Here is a 17,252-nt window from a genome sequence, read left to right as displayed (position 1 = left end):
ACGTTTCGTGAATTCATTGTTCAAAAATGATACAAATCATGTAGTGTATATTTATTGATAGCCAATATGATCGACTGGTGGCTAAAGTTTATATGGTCGATAGCTCTGCTTTTCGCCGTGCGTCTTGCCTTGAAGCGCTATAAACGTTTACCTTAGCCTTCGTTGTCGGATTAAACCTCCATTTTTATAACTCCTAAAATTTTGCCCATCTTCATGAGCGGCCACTTTCGAATAGGGACATAAACGCCGGATCGACTGCGTTTAGGGTGCTTATTTGGCGCGGCGACGATCGGGCATGCCGGCAACCGGGTGGGGCGTTTCGCCACCACGCTATCGGACAATTTTTTTCATTTGAACAGGCAACACGACATCGTATGAGTCATCGTTTAACGTCAAAAGATATCCTGGCACTGGGCTTTATGACCTTTGCCTTATTCGTTGGGGCCGGGAACATCATCTTCCCGCCGATGGTCGGCTTGCAGTCCGGTGAACATGTCTGGACTGCGGCGCTGGGCTTCCTGATCACCGCCGTGGGCCTGCCGGTCATCACCGTCATCGCGCTGGCGCGCGTCGGCGGCGGCATCGACGCCCTCAGTTCGCCGATCGGCCGCGGCGCCGGCCTGCTGCTGGCGACCGTCTGCTACCTGGCCGTCGGCCCGCTGTTCGCCACGCCGCGCACCGCCACCGTGTCCTTCGAAGTGGGCATCGCCCCGCTGACCGGCGACGGCGCCATGCCGCTGTTCATCTACAGCCTGGTGTACTTCGCGCTGGTGATCGGCATCTCTCTGTATCCGGGCCGCCTGCTCGATACCGTCGGCCACGTGCTGGCGCCGCTGAAGATCGTCGCGCTGGCCGTACTGGGCATCGCCGCGCTGCTGTGGCCTGCCGGCGCGCCGATTCCGGCGACGACGGCTTATCAGAGCGTGCCTTTCTCCTCCGGCTTCGTTAACGGCTATCTGACCATGGATACGCTGGGCGCGCTGGTGTTCGGCATCGTTATCGTCAACGCGGCGCGCTCGCGCGGCGTGAAAGACGCCGGCCTGTTGACCCGTTACACCATTCTGGCCGGTTTGATCGCCGGCGTGGGCCTGACGCTGGTGTACCTGAGCCTGTTCAAGCTGGGTTCCGGCAGCGGCGCGCTGGTGCCTGACGCCACCAACGGCGCGGTGATCCTGCACGCTTACGTTCAGAACACCTTCGGCGGCCTGGGCAGCTTCTTCCTGGCGGCGCTGATCTTCATCGCCTGCATGGTGACCGCGGTAGGCCTGACCTGCGCCTGCGCCGAGTTCTTCGCGCAATACCTGCCGTTCTCGTACAAGACGCTGGTGTTTATTCTGGGCCTGTTCTCGATGGTGGTGTCCAACCTCGGCCTGAGCCACCTGATCCAGATCTCCATTCCGGTGCTGACCGCGATTTACCCGCCGTGCATCGTGCTGGTGGTGCTGAGCTTCACCCTGCGTTGGTGGCACAGCGCGCCGCGTATCATCGCGCCGGTGATGCTTGTCAGCCTGTTGTTTGGTATTCTTGACGCGGTGAAAGCGTCCAGTTTCCAGCAGCTGCTGCCGGCCTGGACCACTCACCTGCCGCTGGCGGAGCAGGGGTTGGCATGGTTGCCGCCTTCGCTGCTGATGCTGGTGCTGGTCGCGATTTATGATCGGGTGTGCACGCGTTCCCAAGTGACCGCGCACTGATAATCCCCCGGCTTAATCCAGGGCCACGGACATGTCCGTGGCTTTTTTACGTTTAAAACTATGGGTCATCTTCATGCAACAACAGTCACCCACCACCGCCTCCGACAATAAGCTGAAACGCGGCCTCAGTACGCGCCATATTCGCTTTATGGCGCTGGGATCGGCCATCGGCACCGGGTTGTTCTACGGCTCGGCGGACGCCATCAAAATGGCCGGCCCGAGCGTGCTGCTGGCTTACCTGATCGGCGGCATCGTGGCCTTCATCATCATGCGCGCACTGGGGGAGATGTCGGTCAATAACCCGCAGGCCAGCTCATTTTCCCGCTACGCGCAGGACTACCTCGGCCCGATGGCGGGTTACATCACCGGCTGGACTTACTGCTTTGAAATCCTGATTGTCGCCATCGCCGACGTGACCGCCTTCGGCATCTATATGGGCGTCTGGTTCCCGGAAGTGCCGCATTGGATCTGGGTGCTGAGCGTGGTGTTGATCATCGGCGCCATCAACCTGATGAGCGTCAAGGTGTTCGGCGAGCTGGAGTTCTGGTTCTCGTTCTTCAAGGTCGCCACCATCATCATCATGATCGCGGCCGGCATCGGCATCATCATCTGGGGTATCGGCAACGGCGGGCAACCGACCGGCATTCATAACCTGTGGTCGAACGGCGGCTTCTTCAGCAACGGCGTTATCGGCATGATCCTGTCGCTGCAGCTGGTGATGTTCGCTTACGGCGGCATTGAAATCATCGGCATCACCGCCGGCGAAGCCAAGGATCCGAAAAAATCGATTCCTAAAGCCATCAACTCGGTGCCGTGGCGCATTCTGGTGTTCTACGTCGGTACGCTGTTTGTCATCATGTCGATCTACCCGTGGAACCAGGTGGGCACCAACGGCAGCCCGTTCGTGCTGACCTTCCAGCATATGGGCATCACCGTGGCGGCAGGCATCCTCAACTTCGTGGTGATCACCGCTTCGCTGTCGGCGATCAACAGCGACGTGTTCGGCGTCGGTCGCATGCTGCACGGCATGGCCGAACAGGGGCACGCGCCGAAGATGTTCAGCAAGGTGTCGAAACGCGGCATTCCCTGGGTGACGGTAGTGGTGATGATGCTGGCGCTGTTGCTGGCGGTGTACCTCAACTACATCATGCCAGAGAGCGTGTTCCTGGTGATCGCCTCCCTGGCGACCTTCGCCACCGTGTGGGTGTGGATCATGATCCTGTTCTCCCAAATCGCCTTCCGCCGCAGCCTGAGCAAAGAGCAGGTGAAGCAGCTGGCGTTCCCGCTGCGCGGCGGGGTGTTCACCTCGGTGGTGGCGATCGTGTTCCTGGTATTCATCATCGGCCTGATCGGCTATTTCCCGACCACGCGCGTCTCGCTGTACGCCGGCCTGGTCTGGGTGGTGTTGCTGCTGGCGGGGTACTGGTTCAAGGTCAACCGCCAGAAAAAACGCGCGCTGCTGGCGACGCAGCAAGACTAAATGAAAAAACACCGGCTGAGGCCGGTGTTTTTTTAGGGTTTATCTTCCTCTTCCTCATCCCCGGCGGCGCGCGCTTCGATGCGCATACCGCTGTCGTTCAGGCGTTCCTCCTCTTCCTCGCCGGCGCAGCGTGCCAGCACTTCGCGAATGTCCTGCAGGTTGCTGCTAAGGGCGCTCAGCGAAGGTTGCAGATTGCGGGGCATGCGGCTTTCATCCAGCGATGCGCTGTGCAGGCAGCCGATAAACAGCAGCGTGGCCATCAGGGTAAACAGCCGATGACGTATCCGTTTCAGCAAGGGCTTTCCCTCTCGGTGGTGAAGGTGATGGCGCATTAACGCCGTTTTCGCCGGGGAAAAGAAGGGGATGGAGATATCTGCTGGCAATTGAAAGCGAATAATTACCAGCAGACACAGTTACGTCAGCCGACGTCAGGAAGCGTTCGCGCTTTGTTGCAGCATGCCGCGCAGGTCGTTGCCGGTCGGCGTCTGATGCACGCGCAGGCCGAACTCGTCGATCACCGCCAGGATATGGTCGAAAATATCCGCCTGAATGCTTTCATACTCCGCCCAGACCGTGGTGTTGGTGAAGGCGTAGATTTCCAGCGGCAGGCCCTCCGGCGTCGGCGCCAGCTGGCGCACCATCAGCGTCATGTTCAGGTGAATACGCGGATGAGCGCGCAGGTAGGCTTCCAGATAGGCGCGCAGCGTGCCGAGGTTGGTGAGACGGCGGCCGTTGAGCGGCGAGGCCAGATCGACGGCGCTCTCCTGGTTGTGCTGGCTCAGCTCCTGGGTTTTGTTATTCAGATAGCTGTGCAGCAGCGGGTTGCGCTGCAGGCGGCGCTGTTCCTCTTCCGACAGGAAGTGCACGCTGCTGGTGTCGATATTCAAGCTGCGCTTGATGCGGCGCCCGCCGGATTCCGACATCGAACGCCAGTTCTTGAATGAGTCGGAGATCAGCGCGTAGGTGGGGATGGTGGTGACGGTGTTGTCCCAGTTGCGCACTTTGACCGTGGTCAGGCCGATGTCGGTGACCGCGCCGTCGGCGCCGTATTTCGGCATTTCCAGCCAGTCGCCGATCTTGAGCATATCGTTGGCGGAGAGCTGAATACCGGCCACCAGCCCGAGGATCGGATCCTTGAACACCAACATCAAGACCGCGGTCATGGCGCCCAGGCCGCTGAGCAGCAGCAGCGGCGATTTGCCCATCAGCAATGAGACGATCATGATGCCGATCAGGATCGCCGCCACCAGTTTCAGGCCCTGGAAAATGCCGCGTAGCGGCAGCTGATTGGAAATCGGGCTTTGGCGCAGCAGCGCTAGCAGTGTATCCAGCAGCGAGAACAGCGACAGCAGGGTGAAGGCGAGGATCCACACCTGCGCGGCGGTGACGATCACCGCCTGGGTCTGGCTGCCGCTCTGCAGCCACAGCGTCGCCTGGATACTGATGATCACCCCTTGCAGCAGCAGTGCCACGCGCTGGAACAGTTTGTATTGGGTGATGGCCTGTTGCCAGACGCGCTGCGATTGCTGGCCACGGCGCTGAAGAGCAGCCAACACCACCCGGTGCAGCACCAGGTGGATCGCTACCGAGATCAGAACAATCAACCCCAATACCATCAACAGCGACATCACTCCGCCGAATTCCAAACCAAACTGTTCCAGCCAGCGCGTTATCTGTTGTTGCATTACCGCTCCTTAAAAAATGCGCAAAAAATATCCTGTAAACTTAAAACGCGTTAGCCTAAGGGGTAACGTGCAGGATTTGTACCTGTTTACCTTTTTTTACATCAAGTTAGCGTTATTTTTCGGTCTCCGCCCCCCGGCTCATCCCCGGGTTTTGCGGCCAGAGAGGAGGGGGAGTTGCACTTAACGTGGCATTGTTCGTTTCTTGAAGAACGCCGTCGATTTCGTTTGGTACAGCAGGAGAACAGTATGCTTAACGCCTGGCATCAACCGGTCCCGCCTTTTGTTGTAAAGCAAGGGCAACGTTTGGATATCACGCTGTGGTTACAAGGGGATGAACTGCCTGAACGGGTATTTTTGCGCGCCGAACCGGACAATGAAGAGTGGCTGCTGGTGATGAAAGCGCAGCGCCACGAGGGGATGCGGCGCTACCAGGCCAGCCTGACGCTGAATGAGGGCGAGCCGACGCGGCGATACTGCTTCAAGCTGCTGTGGGCCGATCGCCAACAGTGGTTCGGTCCGCAGGGCTGGTCGTCAACGCCGCCGGGCCAGCTGGCGCAGTTCGCCGTCGACGATCCTGACAATGGCCCCGAGTGGGTGGCGGATCAGCTGTTCTACCAGATTTTCCCCGATCGCTTCGCCAGCAGCGGCGGCGAGCACGGCATCCAGAGCGGCAGCTATCGCCATCATGCGGCCGGCGCTGAGGTAATTCGGCGCGACTGGCAGCACCCGTTGGAGGATCGCCACGCCGCTTCGACCTTTTACGGCGGCGATCTGGACGGCATCAGCGGCAAACTGCCGTACCTGCAGCAACTGGGCGTGACGGCGTTGTACCTGAACCCGATTTTTACCGCGCCGAGCGTGCATAAGTACGATACCGAGGACTATTACCAGGTCGATCCGCACTTCGGCGGCAACGCGGCGCTGCAGCGTTTGCGAGTAAGCACTCACAAGGTGGGCATGAAACTGGTGCTGGACGGGGTATTCAACCACACCGGCGATTCGCACCCGTGGTTTGACCGCCATCGTCAGGGCGAAAACGGCGCCTGTCACCACCCCGATTCGCCGTATCGCGGCTGGTTCAACTTCTACCCGGACGGCCGCGCGCTCGACTGGAAGGGCAACGCCAGCCTGCCGAAGCTCAACTTCGCCGAGCCGCAGGTGGCGGAAGCGATCTATCGCGGGGAAGGCAGCGTGGTGCGTCACTGGCTGCGCCCGCCGTACAGCATCGACGGCTGGCGGCTGGACGTGGTGCATATGCTGGGGGAGAACGGCGGCGCCACCGGCAATCTGCGCCACCTGGCGGGCATCTATCAGGCGGTGAAGCAGGAGAATCCGCAGGCCTATGTCTTGGGCGAGCACTTCGGCGACGCGCGCCGCTGGCTGCACGCCGGCGTGGAGGATGCGGCGATGAACTACATGGGATTCGCGCTGCCGGTGCGGGCGTTTTTAGCGGGGCTGGACGTGGCCTACCACCCGGTGCGGCTGGACGCCGCCGGTTGCGCGCAGTGGATGGACGGTTACCGCGCCGGGCTGCCGCACAGCCGCCAGCTGATCCAGTTCAATCAGCTGGACAGCCACGATACCGCGCGTTTCCTCACGCTGTTGCAGGGGAACGCGGCGCGCATGCAGATGGCGGCGGTGTGGCTGCTGAGCTGGATCGGTGTGCCTTGCCTCTATTATGGCGATGAGATTGGGTTGGACGGCGGCAACGATCCGTTCTGCCGCAAGCCGTTCCCGTGGGACGTCGGCGACTGGGACCGGCCGCTGCTGGCGCTGTTCCAGCGCATGGCGGCGCTGCGTAAACAGAGCCTGGCCTTGCGCCGCGGCGGCTGTCAGGTGCTGTACGCCAGCGGCGAAACGCTGGTGTTCGTGCGTCTGTATCAGCAGGAGCAGGTGTTGGTGGCGCTGCAGCGCGACGGCAGCGGCCAGGCGCAGCTGCCGCATAACCCGCTGTTGGCGCGTGGCCCGTGGCGGCGTGTGGAAGGGCGGGGAGAGTTGAGCGAAACGGCGGGCGGGTTGCGCCTGCAGTTGGCGGAAGAGTCGGCCACCGTATGGCGCTGCGAAGGTTAAAGAAACTGCGGGGGCCAAAGGGCCCCCGCGATTAAGGTAAGTGGGTATTTACATCAGTAACCGACCGCGGAACCTGCCGGACGGCGCACGTCGTTAGCGCCGTACAGGTAGCCTTCACGCACTTTACCGGAAACCGCCGAATCGTTGCCGGAGTTGGCCGGGCTGACGCCCGCCGCGCCCGGCAAACCGACCAGAATCAGTTCGGCGGCGCCCCACGGCGTTTGCTCGACCATCTTGTAGCCCATACCGTTCAGCAGCTTCAGCGTATCGGCGGAAACGCCGCGCTGTTCGTAGTACACCTCATCCGGCAACCATTGGTGATGGATGCGCGGCGCGTCCACCGCTTCCTGCGGCACCATGCCGTGGTCGATCACGTTCAACGCGGTCTGCAGGGTGATGGTGATGATGCGCGAACCGCCCGGCGAACCCAGCACCATAAAGATCTTGTTGTCCTTGGTCACCAGCGTCGGGCTCATCGACGATAGTGGGCGCTTACCGGGGGCAATGCTGTTGGCGGTGCCTTGCACCAGCCCGTACAGGTTTTTCTCGCCCACTTTGACCGTAAAGTCGTCCATCTCGTCGTTGAGGAAGAAGCCGGTGCCCGGTGCGATCACCACGGCGCCGAAGCGGCCGTTGACGGTATAGGTGGTGGAGACCGCGTTGCCGTCATGGTCGACAATCGAATAATGGGTGGTTTCCGGTTTCTCATGCGGCTCCATGCCGGGCTGCACGTTTTCCGACGGCGTGGCTTTGTCTGCAACGATTTTCTTGCGGATCTGCTCGGCGTAGCTCTTGCTCACCAGCCGGTCGATCGGGTTCTTGATGAATTCCGGGTCGCCCAGGTAGGTGTTGCGGTCCATGTAGGCATGGCGCATCGCCTCGGTCATGGTGTGAATGGCCGCCGCCGAGTTGAAGCCCATGCTTTTCAGATCATAGCCTTCCACCACGTTGAGGATTTCGCACAGCGTCACGCCGCCGGAGCTGGGAGGCGGCGCCGACACGAACTTGTAGCCGCGATAGCTGCAGGTGATCGGCGGCGTTTCGGTGACCTTGTAGTTGGCGAAGTCGGCCGCCGTCAAAATGCCGCCGCCCTGTTTGGCCGCTGCCTCCACGGCCTGCGGGATCTTGCCTTTATAGAAGGCGTCGGTTCCGCCTTTGGCGATGGCCTCCAGCGTGTTGGCCAGATCGGTTTGCACCAGTTTATCCCCCGGCTGCAGCGGGCTGCCGTCCGGGCGCAGGAAGATTTTGGCCGATTCGGGATCCTGCTTGAAGCGTGCGATGGTGGTGTCGAGGATATCGGTGTCGGCGCGGGTCAGCACAAAGCCTTCGCGCGCCAGCTTGATCGCTGGTGCCAGCACCTGTTCGCGGCTCAGTTTGCCGTACTTCTCGCGCGCGGTTTCCATCCCCAGCACGGTACCCGGCACGCCCGCCGCCAGATAGCCGTACAGGCTGGCATCTTTCTTCACCTTGCCGTCGGCATCCAGATACATGTTGGCGCTGGCCGCCGCCGGCGCGGTTTCGCGGAAGTTGATGAAGGTGTCGGTGCCGTCCGCCAGGTGGACGGTCATAAAGCCGCCGCCGCCGATGTTGCCGCAGCAGGGGTTAACCACCGCCTGCGCATAGCCGACCGCCACGGCGGCGTCGATGGCGTTGCCGCCCATTTTCAGGATATCCACCCCGACCTGCGAGGCCAGATGCTGCGAGGTGACCACCATGCCGTTTTGGGCTTCCACCGCCGGGTTGGATGCCGCATACAGGCTGCCGCTGACCAGCAGCGCCGCCATGGTCAGGGGTTTGCTCCATTTCTGTAAAAACATAGTTATTCCTACCCTGTCAGTTTTTTATTGTGTTGTGTTTGCTTGCCGTTGTTCGCTTGCAAAGCGCGAGCCAGCGTTATTGATAGTAGCCGCAGATGGGCGTACGCGCGGTGAACAGGGTAGGAAATGTGAGCGGAAACAGGGAAATAAAGCACTGAAGGCGGGCATATTGCCCTAAAAAGGGGCACAAAAAAACCGGCCCGTGGGCCGGTTGATTCACTATCAGGCTGAAATTACAGCTTGGCAGCGTTTTCAGACAGGTATTTTGCTACGCCGTCTGGGGAAGCGCCCATACCTGCTTTGCCTTTTTCCCACTGAGCCGGGCACACTTCACCGTGCTCTTCGTGGAATTGCAGCGCGTCAACGGTACGGATCATTTCGTCGATGTTACGGCCGATTGGCAGGTCGTTAACCACCTGAGCACGCACGATGCCGTCTTTGTCGATCAGGAAGGAGCCGCGCAGCGCAACGCCGGCTTCCGGGTGTTCGATGCCGTAAGCTTTCTGGATTTCACGCTTAACGTCAGCAACCATTGCGTATTTCACTTCACCGATGCCGCCTTTGTCGACAGGGGTTTTACGCCATGCGTTGTGAACGAATTCTGAGTCGAAGGAAACGCCAACCACTTCAACGCCACGCTTCTGGAACTCTTCATAGCGGTGATCGAAAGCGATCAGCTCGGAAGGGCATACGAAGGTGAAGTCCATTGGCCAGAAGAACAGGACGGCTGGTTTGCCGTTCAGGTGCTTCTTCAGGTTGAAGTTTTCAACGATTTCGCCGCTACCCAGTACGGCAGCTGCAGTGAAGTCAGGGGCTTGACGAGTTACCAGGACCATAATTACTCCTGTAATAGGTGTTAAAGGGTGGATGTAAAAAACAAGGGCCAGTATAGGGGCCGTGACTTGGTGAATAAAGGGTAAAAGACCAATCGATGAGATAGCTTTCACCTATCAAAGTCGTTGATATAATTTATCGAGCTTTAAAAATAACCTTTTCCCACAAAAGGGCAAGCGGCAAAACGTAAATTCTTGCAAGGCGCTGCAATTTCAAACGCTTGGGCTTGACCTCAGAGCGTTTTTTCCTTCGCCTGCCGCATCATTTGCGGATAAAACTGCCAGAATTGTGTTTCAAGCTGATGATAATGTTGTTCGACGTCGGCGAACGAGCCGGCCAGCGCTTCGAGGCGCGGGCGGCGGCTGGCCATGCCCTGCAGCACCCGGGCGATGAACGGCAATTCGGCGTAGCGTTCCAGCCAGCGCTCCGGCCACAGATAGCCGTTCAGGTTCTGAAAACGCGGCGGCGTGAGCGGCAGGTAAGGTTCGATCTGGCTGCGGGCTTCCTGGGTGAACTGGTGCAGATCGCGCGAGGGCTCCAGCTGCTGCCAGTGGCGCGCCAGAAAATGGTCCCACACCACGTCGAGGGTAATCGGCGCCACGCGGCGGTAGGGGGCGCTGAAATAGTCGCGGCAGGCTTTGACCTGCGGCAGGCTATCGGTCAACACGTCGACGCGGCGGTGCATCATGATGCCGGCCACCACATCGGGCTGGTAGTCGGCGGCGGGGTTGCCGCGCACGAAGTCGGCCAGCAGGTTGCCCAGCAGCGAGCTGTCCGCCAGCATGGCCAGGTGAAGATGAGCGAGAAAATTCATCCCTCAACTATACCTGAAGTCAGGCAAATCCTCCTTATTTCTTGCCGCTGACCGCCCCCGGCTTTAGACTAGGCCGCCTGTTTTTTACCAACCAGCCCTAAATTGAAGAAGTGAATACCCATGCGCGTCGCTGATTTTTCGTTTGAACTTCCCGAATCCCTGATTGCCCATTATCCCCAGGCCGAGCGCAGCGCATGCCGCCTGCTGCAGCTGGACGGGCCGAGCGGGGCGCTGACGCATGGCGTATTCACCGATCTGCTGGACAAGCTGGAGGCCGGCGATCTGCTGGTGTTCAACAATACCCGCGTGATCCCGGCGCGGATGTTCGGCCGCAAGGTCAGCGGCGGCAAGATTGAAGTGCTGGTGGAGCGTGTGTTGGACGACCATCGCGTGCTGGCGCACGTGCGCGCGTCGAAAGCGCCCAAGCCGGGCGCCGAGCTGCTGCTGGGGGATGACGAGAGCATCGCCGCCACCATGGTGGCGCGCCATGAGACGCTGTTCGAGCTGCGTTTCAACGACGAGCGCGACGTATTCACCATTCTCAACGCGGCCGGCCATATGCCGCTGCCGCCGTATATCGCTCGCCCGGATGAAGACGCCGACCGCGAGCTGTATCAGACGGTTTATAGCGAGAAGCCGGGCGCGGTCGCCGCGCCGACCGCCGGCCTGCACTTCGACGAACCGCTGCTGGCGGCGCTGCGCGCCAAGGGCGTGGAAATGGCGTTCGTGACGCTGCACGTCGGTGCCGGCACCTTCCAGCCGGTGCGCGTGGAAACTATCGAAGATCACGTGATGCACGCCGAATACGCCGAAGTGCCGCAGGAGGTCGTGGATGCGGTGCTGGCCTGCAAAGCGCGCGGCAAGCGCGTGGTGGCGGTGGGCACCACCTCGGTGCGTTCGCTGGAAAGCGCCGCGGCGGCCAGCAAAGAGGCGCTGATTGCGCCGTTCTTCGGCGACACCAGCATCTTTATCTATCCGGGCTATCACTACCAGGTGATCGACGCGCTGGTGACCAACTTCCACCTGCCGGAATCTACCCTGATCATGCTGGTGTCGGCCTTCGCCGGCTATAAAAATACCATGAACGCCTATCAGCAGGCGGTAGCCGAGCAGTATCGCTTTTTCAGCTACGGCGATGCGATGTTCATCAGCCGTAATCCGCAGGCGGAAAACGAATCCGTCGGCGGCTAAATTCCCGGGCTGCGCGCACGGCGCGGCCCCGTTTCAACGACATCAGACTGTTTCTCTGATGCTGGAGGCTTTGTGAAGTACGAACTACAAACTACCGATGGCCGCGCTCGCCGCGGCCGCCTGATTTTCGACCGCGGCGTGGTGGAAACCCCGGCCTTTATGCCGGTCGGTACCTACGGTACGGTCAAGGGCATGACGCCGGAAGAAGTGAAAGAAACCGGCGCGCAGATCCTGCTGGGCAACACCTTCCACCTGTGGCTGCGCCCGGGCCAGGAGATCATGAAACTGCACGGCGATCTGCACGACTTCATGCAGTGGCCAGGTCCGATCCTCACCGACTCCGGCGGTTTCCAGGTGTTCAGCCTGGGGGCGATGCGCAAGATCAAAGAGGAAGGCGTGTACTTCCGCAACCCGATCAACGGCGACAAGGTGTTCCTGAGCCCGGAAAAATCGATGGAGATCCAGTATGACCTGGGCTCCGACATCGTGATGATCTTCGACGAATGCACGCCATACCCGGCCGACTGGGACTACGCCAAGCGTTCGATGGAAATGTCGCTGCGCTGGGCGGAGCGCAGCCGCCAGCGTTTCGACGAGCTGGAAAATAAAAATGCGCTGTTCGGCATCATTCAGGGCGGCGTTTACGAAGATTTACGTGATGTTTCCGTCAAAGGGCTGGTGGATATCGGCTTTGACGGGTACGCTGTGGGCGGCTTGGCTGTAGGCGAGCCGAAAGAGGATATGCATCGCATTCTTGAACACGTTTGCCCGCAAATTCCGGAAGATAAGCCACGCTATTTGATGGGCGTCGGCAAGCCGGAAGATTTGGTGGAAGGCGTGCGCCGCGGCATCGACATGTTCGATTGCGTCATGCCGACCCGCAACGCCCGCAACGGCCATTTGTTCGTGACTGACGGTGTGGTAAAAATCCGTAATGCCAAGCACAAGGATGATACTTCTCCGCTGGATAAGGACTGTGATTGCTACACTTGTCGCCATTACAGCCGCGCCTACTTGCACCATCTCGACCGTTGCAACGAAATATTGGGTGCTCGACTGAACACGATTCATAACCTGCGTCACTACCAGCGCCTGATGGCGGGTTTACGCCAGGCTATCGAAGAGGGTAAATTAGAGCAGTTTGTTGCGGATTTCTATGGTCGGATCGGCAAGCCGATTCCGCCTTTAAACGCTTGATCTAATAATTGATAACTTAATGAGGGAATTTCAATGAGCTTTTTCATTTCTGACGCCGTCGCATCCGCAGGGGCTCCGGCTCAGGGAAGCCCGTACTCTCTGATCATTATGCTGGTGGTGTTCGGCCTGATCTTCTACTTCATGATCCTGCGCCCACAGCAGAAACGCGCGAAAGATCACAAGAAGCTGATGGACTCCATCGGTAAAGGCGACGAAGTGCTGACCACCGGCGGCCTGATCGGTCGCGTGACCAAAGTGGCCGACACCGGCATCATCGCCATCGCGCTGAACGACACCACGGAAGTGATGATCAAGCGTGACTTCGTGGCGGCCGTTCTGCCGAAAGGTACCATGAAGGCCCTGTAATCTTTTTTCCCGAAGGGAATTGCCGTGCTAAACCGTTATCCTTTGTGGAAGTATCTGATGTTGATCGTCGTGATCCTCGTCGGTCTGCTTTATGCGCTTCCCAACATCTACGGTGAGGATCCGGCCGTACAAATCACTGGCGCGCGCGGCGTCGCCGCCAGTGAAACTACGCTGGACCAGGTCCGTACCGTATTAGAAAAAGACAACATCGCGAGCAAGTCGATTGCGCTGGAAAATGGCGCCATCCTGGCTCGCTTTAAAGATCCTGACGTTCAGCTGCGCGCCCGCGAAGCGCTGGTGACCGAGCTGGGTGACAAATTCGTCGTGGCGCTGAACCTGGCGCCGGCCACGCCGACCTGGCTGGCCATGCTGGGCGCAGAGCCGATGAAACTCGGCCTGGACCTGCGCGGCGGCGTGCACTTCCTGATGGAAGTGGACATGGACACCGCGTTGAGCAAGCTGCAGGAACAGACCATGGATACCCTGCGCAGCGAGTTGCGTGAGAAGGGCATTCCTTACGCGTCTATCCGCAAGCTGGACAACAACGGCGTGGAAGTTCGCTTCCGCGACGATGCGGCCCGTGACCAGGCCATCAGCTACATCGGCCCGCGTCAGCGCGATCTGGTGCTGTCCGCCAACGGCGCCAACACCATGAAAGCCAACCTGACGGACGCCCGTCTGAGCGAAGCGCGCGAATACGCCGTACAGCAGAACATCACTATCCTGCGTAACCGCGTCAACCAGCTCGGCGTCGCCGAACCGCTGGTGCAGCGCCAGGGCGCCGACCGCATCGTGGTTGAGCTGCCGGGCATTCAGGACACCGCGCGCGCCAAAGAAATTCTGGGCGCCACCGCGACCCTGGAGTTCCGTCTGGTGAACACCAATGCGGACGCCACTGCGGCGGCCAACGGCCGCGTGCCGGGCGACTCCGAGGTGAAATACACCCGTGACGGCCAGCCGATCGTGCTGTACAAGCGCGTGATCCTGACCGGTGACCACATCACCGACTCCACTTCGAGCACCGACGAATACAACCAGCCGCAGGTTAACATCTCGCTGGACAGCGCCGGCGGCACGTCGATGTCCAACTTCACCAAGGACAACATCGGCAAGCCGATGGCGACCCTGTTCGTGGAGTATAAGGACAGCGGCAAGAAAGACGCCAACGGCCGTGCGGTGCTGGTGAAACAGGAAGAAGTGATCAACGTGGCGAACATTCAGTCGCGTCTGGGCAACAGCTTCCGCATCACCGGCATCGGCAACCCGAACGAAGCGCGTCAGCTTTCGCTGCTGCTGCGTGCGGGTGCGCTGATCGCGCCGATTCAGATCGTCGAAGAGCGCACCATCGGTCCAACCCTGGGTCAGCAGAACATCACCCAAGGTCTGGAAGCCTGTCTGTGGGGCCTGGTGGCGTCCATCGTCTTCATGGTGGTCTGGTACCGTAAGTTCGGCGTGATCGCCACCACGGCGCTGGTCGCCAACCTGGTGCTGATCGTCGGCGTGATGTCCCTGTTGCCGGGGGCGACGCTGACCATGCCGGGCATTGCCGGGATCGTGTTGACGCTGGCGGTGGCGGTCGACGCCAACGTACTGATTAACGAACGTATCAAGGAGGAGCTGAAGAACGGCCGGTCCGTTCAGCAGGCGATCCATGAGGGCTATAAAGGCGCGTTCTCCAGTATCGTCGACGCCAACATCACCACCCTGATCACCGCGGTCATCCTGTACGCAGTGGGCACCGGTTCGATCAAAGGCTTTGCGATCACCACCGCTATCGGTGTGGCGACGTCCATGTTCACCGCGATTGTCGGTACCCGTGCCATCGTCAACCTGCTTTACGGCGGCAAACGCATTAACAAGCTGTCTATCTGAGGAGTGCGTTGTGGCACAGGATTATACTGTTGAGCAACTCAACTACGGCCGTAAAGTCTACGACTTTATGCGCTGGGACTATTTGGCCTTCGGCATCTCGTTGCTGCTGTTGGTCGCGTCGATCGTCACCATGTCGGTGCGCGGCTTTAACTGGGGTCTGGATTTCACCGGCGGTACGGTGATTGAAATCAACCTGGAGAAGCCGGCTAACCTCGACCTGATGCGCGATACGCTGGAGAAGGCCGGGTTCCAGGAACCGATCATCCAGAACTTCGGCAGCAGCCGCGACGTGATGGTGCGCATGCCACCGGCGACCGGCACCGCAGGCCAGGAACTGGGCAACAAGGTGATCGGCGTGATCAACGACTCGGTGGATAAAAACGCCACCGTGAAGCGTATCGAGTTCGTCGGCCCGAGCGTGGGCAGCGAACTGGCGCAAACCGGCGGCATGGCGCTGCTGGTGGCGTTGATCTGTATCCTGATCTACGTTGGTTTCCGCTTCGAATGGCGCCTGGCGCTGGGGGCGGTTATCGCGCTGGCGCACGACGTGATCATCACGCTGGGCGTGCTGTCGCTGTTCCACATCGAGATTGACCTGACCATCGTCGCGTCCCTGATGTCGGTTATCGGTTACTCGCTGAACGACAGCATCGTGGTCTCCGACCGTATTCGTGAGAACTTCCGCAAGATCCGCCGCGGCACGCCTTACGAGATCATGAACGTGTCGTTGACCCAGACGCTGAGCCGTACGCTGATGACCTCCGGGACCACCCTGATGGTGGTGCTGATGCTGTACATCTTCGGTGGCGCGATGCTGCAAGGCTTCTCGCTGGCGATGCTGATCGGCGTGTCGATCGGTACCGTCTCCTCCATCTACGTCGCGTCCGCGCTGGCGTTGAAACTGGGGATGAAACGCGAGCACATGCTGCAGCAAAAAGTGGAAAAAGAGGGCGCGGATCAGCCTTCGATTCTGCCTTAACCGCCGCAGTATTCAGCGAAATGAGAAGGAGCGCCGCCGGCGCTCCTTTTTTTTGCCTCGAGTTTTCAGTGTTGCTGCACCACCGCCGGTTGGGCGGTCGAAACCAGACTGTGCAGACGGATATAGCCCAGCTGTTCCGGCGTCAGGCCGCTGAAGCGCAGCTCAAAGTCCTGGCCGGGTTTCGGCAGCAGCGAGTCGGCGCTGGCGATCGGTTGCGACAGCGCCTCGGCGGTCAACGGCCGCCCGGTGGCGTCGTCCAGTTGGCCCCATTCCACCACCGCGTTGAACGGCGGCAGCGTGGCCTGTGAGAGTGTGCGCACATGCAGCTGCGCCTGCGTGCCGTTGGCTTCGCTCTTGATGTGGCTCAGCGAAACGCTCAGCTCGCCGATGCCGCTTTGCAAACGGGCGGCGCTTCGGGCCGCCGGCAGCAGGTAGACGCCGTTGTCGGAGTGCTGATTGAGCATATTCTGCCGCTCCAGCGCGGTGGTTTGATCGGTCAGCACGCTCACTTTCTGGTTCAGCGCGGCGACCTGATGGCGCAGTTGAGGGACGGCGGCGTTGTGCGCGCAGCCTGCCAGCAACACGGCGGCGGCGAGCAGGGCGATTTTGGGGTAACAGGTTGTCATGACGGCGATTTCCTATGCTGAATCTCCTGTTATCAGCTTAGTCCGCCCGGAGGGGAAAGTCATATCGGCGCCGCTTCCCGGCTGCGTGTCGCAACAAATGGCCGCCGCCCTTTGTTGTGGCTGCACTTCGGGGTAAACTGCATTTATCTATAAAAACGTTTATCAGGACGTGTTATGCATTGCCCTTTCTGCGCCGCCGTTGATACCAAAGTCATTGATTCCCGCCTGGTGGGGGACGGTTCGCAAGTGCGCCGCCGCCGCCAGTGTCTGGTGTGCAATGAACGCTTCACCACCTTCGAGGTGGCCGAGTTGGTGATGCCGCGAGTGATTAAAAGCGATGAGGTGCGCGAGCCGTTCAACGAAGACAAATTGCGCCGCGGCATGCTGAAAGCGCTGGAAAAGCGCCCGGTAAGCTCGGACGACGTGGAAAACGCCCTTAACCATATCAAATCCCAACTGCGCGCCACCGGCGAACGCGAAGTGCCGACCAAACTGGTGGGCAACCTGGTGATGGACGCGTTGAAAAAGCTGGATAAGGTGGCCTACATTCGCTTTGCGTCGGTATACCGCAGCTTCGAAGACGTGCGCGAGTTCGGCGAAGAGATCGCCCGCCTGCAAGACTAAAGGATC

General features: G+C 60.1%; 15 protein-coding genes. 9 read left to right on the top strand and 6 right to left on the bottom strand.

Annotated elements, in window-relative coordinates:
• The first annotated feature begins 374 nt into the window (after positions 1 to 374).
• Positions 375 to 1,691, top strand: a complete 1,317-nt coding sequence (brnQ, locus tag AC2CGQ_RS20225) for a branched-chain amino acid transport system II carrier protein (protein ID WP_015376824.1) — start codon at positions 375 to 377, stop codon at positions 1,689 to 1,691.
• A 73-nt stretch (positions 1,692 to 1,764) separates the two neighbouring features.
• On the top strand, positions 1,765 to 3,171 hold the full coding sequence (proY, locus tag AC2CGQ_RS20220; protein ID WP_004940425.1) for a proline-specific permease ProY: 1,407 nt from the start codon (positions 1,765 to 1,767) through the stop codon (positions 3,169 to 3,171).
• 32 nt (positions 3,172 to 3,203) lie between these two features.
• Here the strand turns inward: proY and AC2CGQ_RS20215 are convergent, their stop codons facing one another.
• Positions 3,204 to 3,467 (bottom strand): hypothetical protein, encoded by a 264-nt coding sequence (locus tag AC2CGQ_RS20215; protein ID WP_172574516.1) that lies wholly within the window; start codon positions 3,465 to 3,467, stop codon positions 3,204 to 3,206.
• A gap of 132 nt (positions 3,468 to 3,599) precedes the next feature.
• Complete coding sequence (locus AC2CGQ_RS20210) at positions 3,600 to 4,856, bottom strand: mechanosensitive ion channel family protein (protein ID WP_172574517.1); 1,257 nt, start codon at positions 4,854 to 4,856, stop codon at positions 3,600 to 3,602.
• Positions 4,857 to 5,102: 246 nt separating this feature from the next.
• On the opposite strand from AC2CGQ_RS20210, the gene malZ reads away from it, so the two are divergent.
• Complete coding sequence (gene malZ / locus AC2CGQ_RS20205) at positions 5,103 to 6,926, top strand: maltodextrin glucosidase (RefSeq protein ID WP_166444903.1); 1,824 nt, start codon at positions 5,103 to 5,105, stop codon at positions 6,924 to 6,926.
• A 53-nt stretch (positions 6,927 to 6,979) separates the two neighbouring features.
• On the opposite strand, the gene ggt is transcribed toward malZ, so the two are convergent.
• From ggt to AC2CGQ_RS20190, 3 genes are all read right to left on the bottom strand, one after another.
• The gene (ggt, locus tag AC2CGQ_RS20200; RefSeq protein WP_172574518.1) at positions 6,980 to 8,743 is read right to left on the bottom strand and encodes a gamma-glutamyltransferase; all 1,764 of its coding nucleotides are present in this window, start codon (positions 8,741 to 8,743) and stop codon (positions 6,980 to 6,982) included.
• A 233-nt stretch (positions 8,744 to 8,976) separates the two neighbouring features.
• Complete coding sequence (locus AC2CGQ_RS20195; protein ID WP_004940403.1) at positions 8,977 to 9,579, bottom strand: peroxiredoxin C; 603 nt, start codon at positions 9,577 to 9,579, stop codon at positions 8,977 to 8,979.
• 230 nt (positions 9,580 to 9,809) lie between these two features.
• Positions 9,810 to 10,391, bottom strand: coding sequence for an ACP phosphodiesterase (locus tag AC2CGQ_RS20190; protein ID WP_015376830.1), 582 nt, complete (start codon positions 10,389 to 10,391; stop codon positions 9,810 to 9,812).
• Between the two features lie 120 nt (positions 10,392 to 10,511).
• Between AC2CGQ_RS20190 and queA the strand changes: the two genes are divergently transcribed.
• The 5 genes from queA to secF all read left to right on the top strand — a co-directional run bounded on the left by queA (position 10,512) and on the right by secF (position 15,996).
• Positions 10,512 to 11,582 carry a tRNA preQ1(34) S-adenosylmethionine ribosyltransferase-isomerase QueA gene (gene queA, locus AC2CGQ_RS20185; protein WP_004940394.1) on the top strand — a complete coding sequence of 357 codons (1,071 nt, stop codon included), beginning with the start codon at positions 10,512 to 10,514 and terminating at the stop codon, positions 11,580 to 11,582.
• Between the two features lie 72 nt (positions 11,583 to 11,654).
• Positions 11,655 to 12,779, top strand: a complete 1,125-nt coding sequence (gene tgt, locus AC2CGQ_RS20180; protein ID WP_021504684.1) for a tRNA guanosine(34) transglycosylase Tgt — start codon at positions 11,655 to 11,657, stop codon at positions 12,777 to 12,779.
• Positions 12,780 to 12,812: 33 nt separating this feature from the next.
• Positions 12,813 to 13,145, top strand: a complete 333-nt coding sequence (gene yajC / locus AC2CGQ_RS20175; RefSeq protein ID WP_004940391.1) for a preprotein translocase subunit YajC — start codon at positions 12,813 to 12,815, stop codon at positions 13,143 to 13,145.
• 24 nt (positions 13,146 to 13,169) lie between these two features.
• A complete protein-coding gene (gene secD, locus AC2CGQ_RS20170) occupies positions 13,170 to 15,017 on the top strand; it encodes a protein translocase subunit SecD (protein WP_004940390.1) in 1,848 nt (615 codons plus the stop codon).
• A gap of 10 nt (positions 15,018 to 15,027) precedes the next feature.
• Complete coding sequence (secF, locus tag AC2CGQ_RS20165; protein WP_172574519.1) at positions 15,028 to 15,996, top strand: protein translocase subunit SecF; 969 nt, start codon at positions 15,028 to 15,030, stop codon at positions 15,994 to 15,996.
• Between the two features lie 65 nt (positions 15,997 to 16,061).
• On the opposite strand, the gene AC2CGQ_RS20160 is transcribed toward secF, so the two are convergent.
• A complete protein-coding gene (locus tag AC2CGQ_RS20160) occupies positions 16,062 to 16,622 on the bottom strand; it encodes a SadB/YajI family lipoprotein (RefSeq protein ID WP_015376832.1) in 561 nt (186 codons plus the stop codon).
• A 174-nt stretch (positions 16,623 to 16,796) separates the two neighbouring features.
• Between AC2CGQ_RS20160 and nrdR the strand changes: the two genes are divergently transcribed.
• A complete protein-coding gene (gene nrdR / locus AC2CGQ_RS20155; RefSeq protein ID WP_004940387.1) occupies positions 16,797 to 17,246 on the top strand; it encodes a transcriptional regulator NrdR in 450 nt (149 codons plus the stop codon).
• The last annotated feature ends 6 nt before the right edge of the window (positions 17,247 to 17,252 follow it).

It is taken from the genome of Serratia sp. DFXYC6 (genome assembly GCF_057196085.1).
The sequence above is the reverse complement of the archived record's forward strand: the minus strand, read 5'-3'. Positions and strand labels throughout refer to the sequence as shown.

Bases quoted from the DNA above. Each gene is read 5' to 3' on its own strand.
- brnQ (WP_015376824.1), top strand. From the start codon at position 375: ATGAGTCATCGTTTAACGTCAAAAGATATCCTGGCACTGGGCTTTATG.
- proY (WP_004940425.1), top strand. From the start codon at position 1,765: ATGCAACAACAGTCACCCACCACCGCCTCCGACAATAAGCTGAAACGC.
- AC2CGQ_RS20210 (WP_172574517.1), bottom strand. From the start codon at position 4,856: ATGCAACAACAGATAACGCGCTGGCTGGAACAGTTTGGTTTGGAATTC.
- malZ (WP_166444903.1), top strand. From the start codon at position 5,103: ATGCTTAACGCCTGGCATCAACCGGTCCCGCCTTTTGTTGTAAAGCAA.
- ggt (WP_172574518.1), bottom strand. From the start codon at position 8,743: ATGTTTTTACAGAAATGGAGCAAACCCCTGACCATGGCGGCGCTGCTG.
- AC2CGQ_RS20195 (WP_004940403.1), bottom strand. From the start codon at position 9,579: ATGGTCCTGGTAACTCGTCAAGCCCCTGACTTCACTGCAGCTGCCGTA.
- AC2CGQ_RS20190 (WP_015376830.1), bottom strand. From the start codon at position 10,391: ATGAATTTTCTCGCTCATCTTCACCTGGCCATGCTGGCGGACAGCTCG.
- queA (WP_004940394.1), top strand. From the start codon at position 10,512: ATGCGCGTCGCTGATTTTTCGTTTGAACTTCCCGAATCCCTGATTGCC.
- yajC (WP_004940391.1), top strand. From the start codon at position 12,813: ATGAGCTTTTTCATTTCTGACGCCGTCGCATCCGCAGGGGCTCCGGCT.
- AC2CGQ_RS20160 (WP_015376832.1), bottom strand. From the start codon at position 16,622: ATGACAACCTGTTACCCCAAAATCGCCCTGCTCGCCGCCGCCGTGTTG.
- nrdR (WP_004940387.1), top strand. From the start codon at position 16,797: ATGCATTGCCCTTTCTGCGCCGCCGTTGATACCAAAGTCATTGATTCC.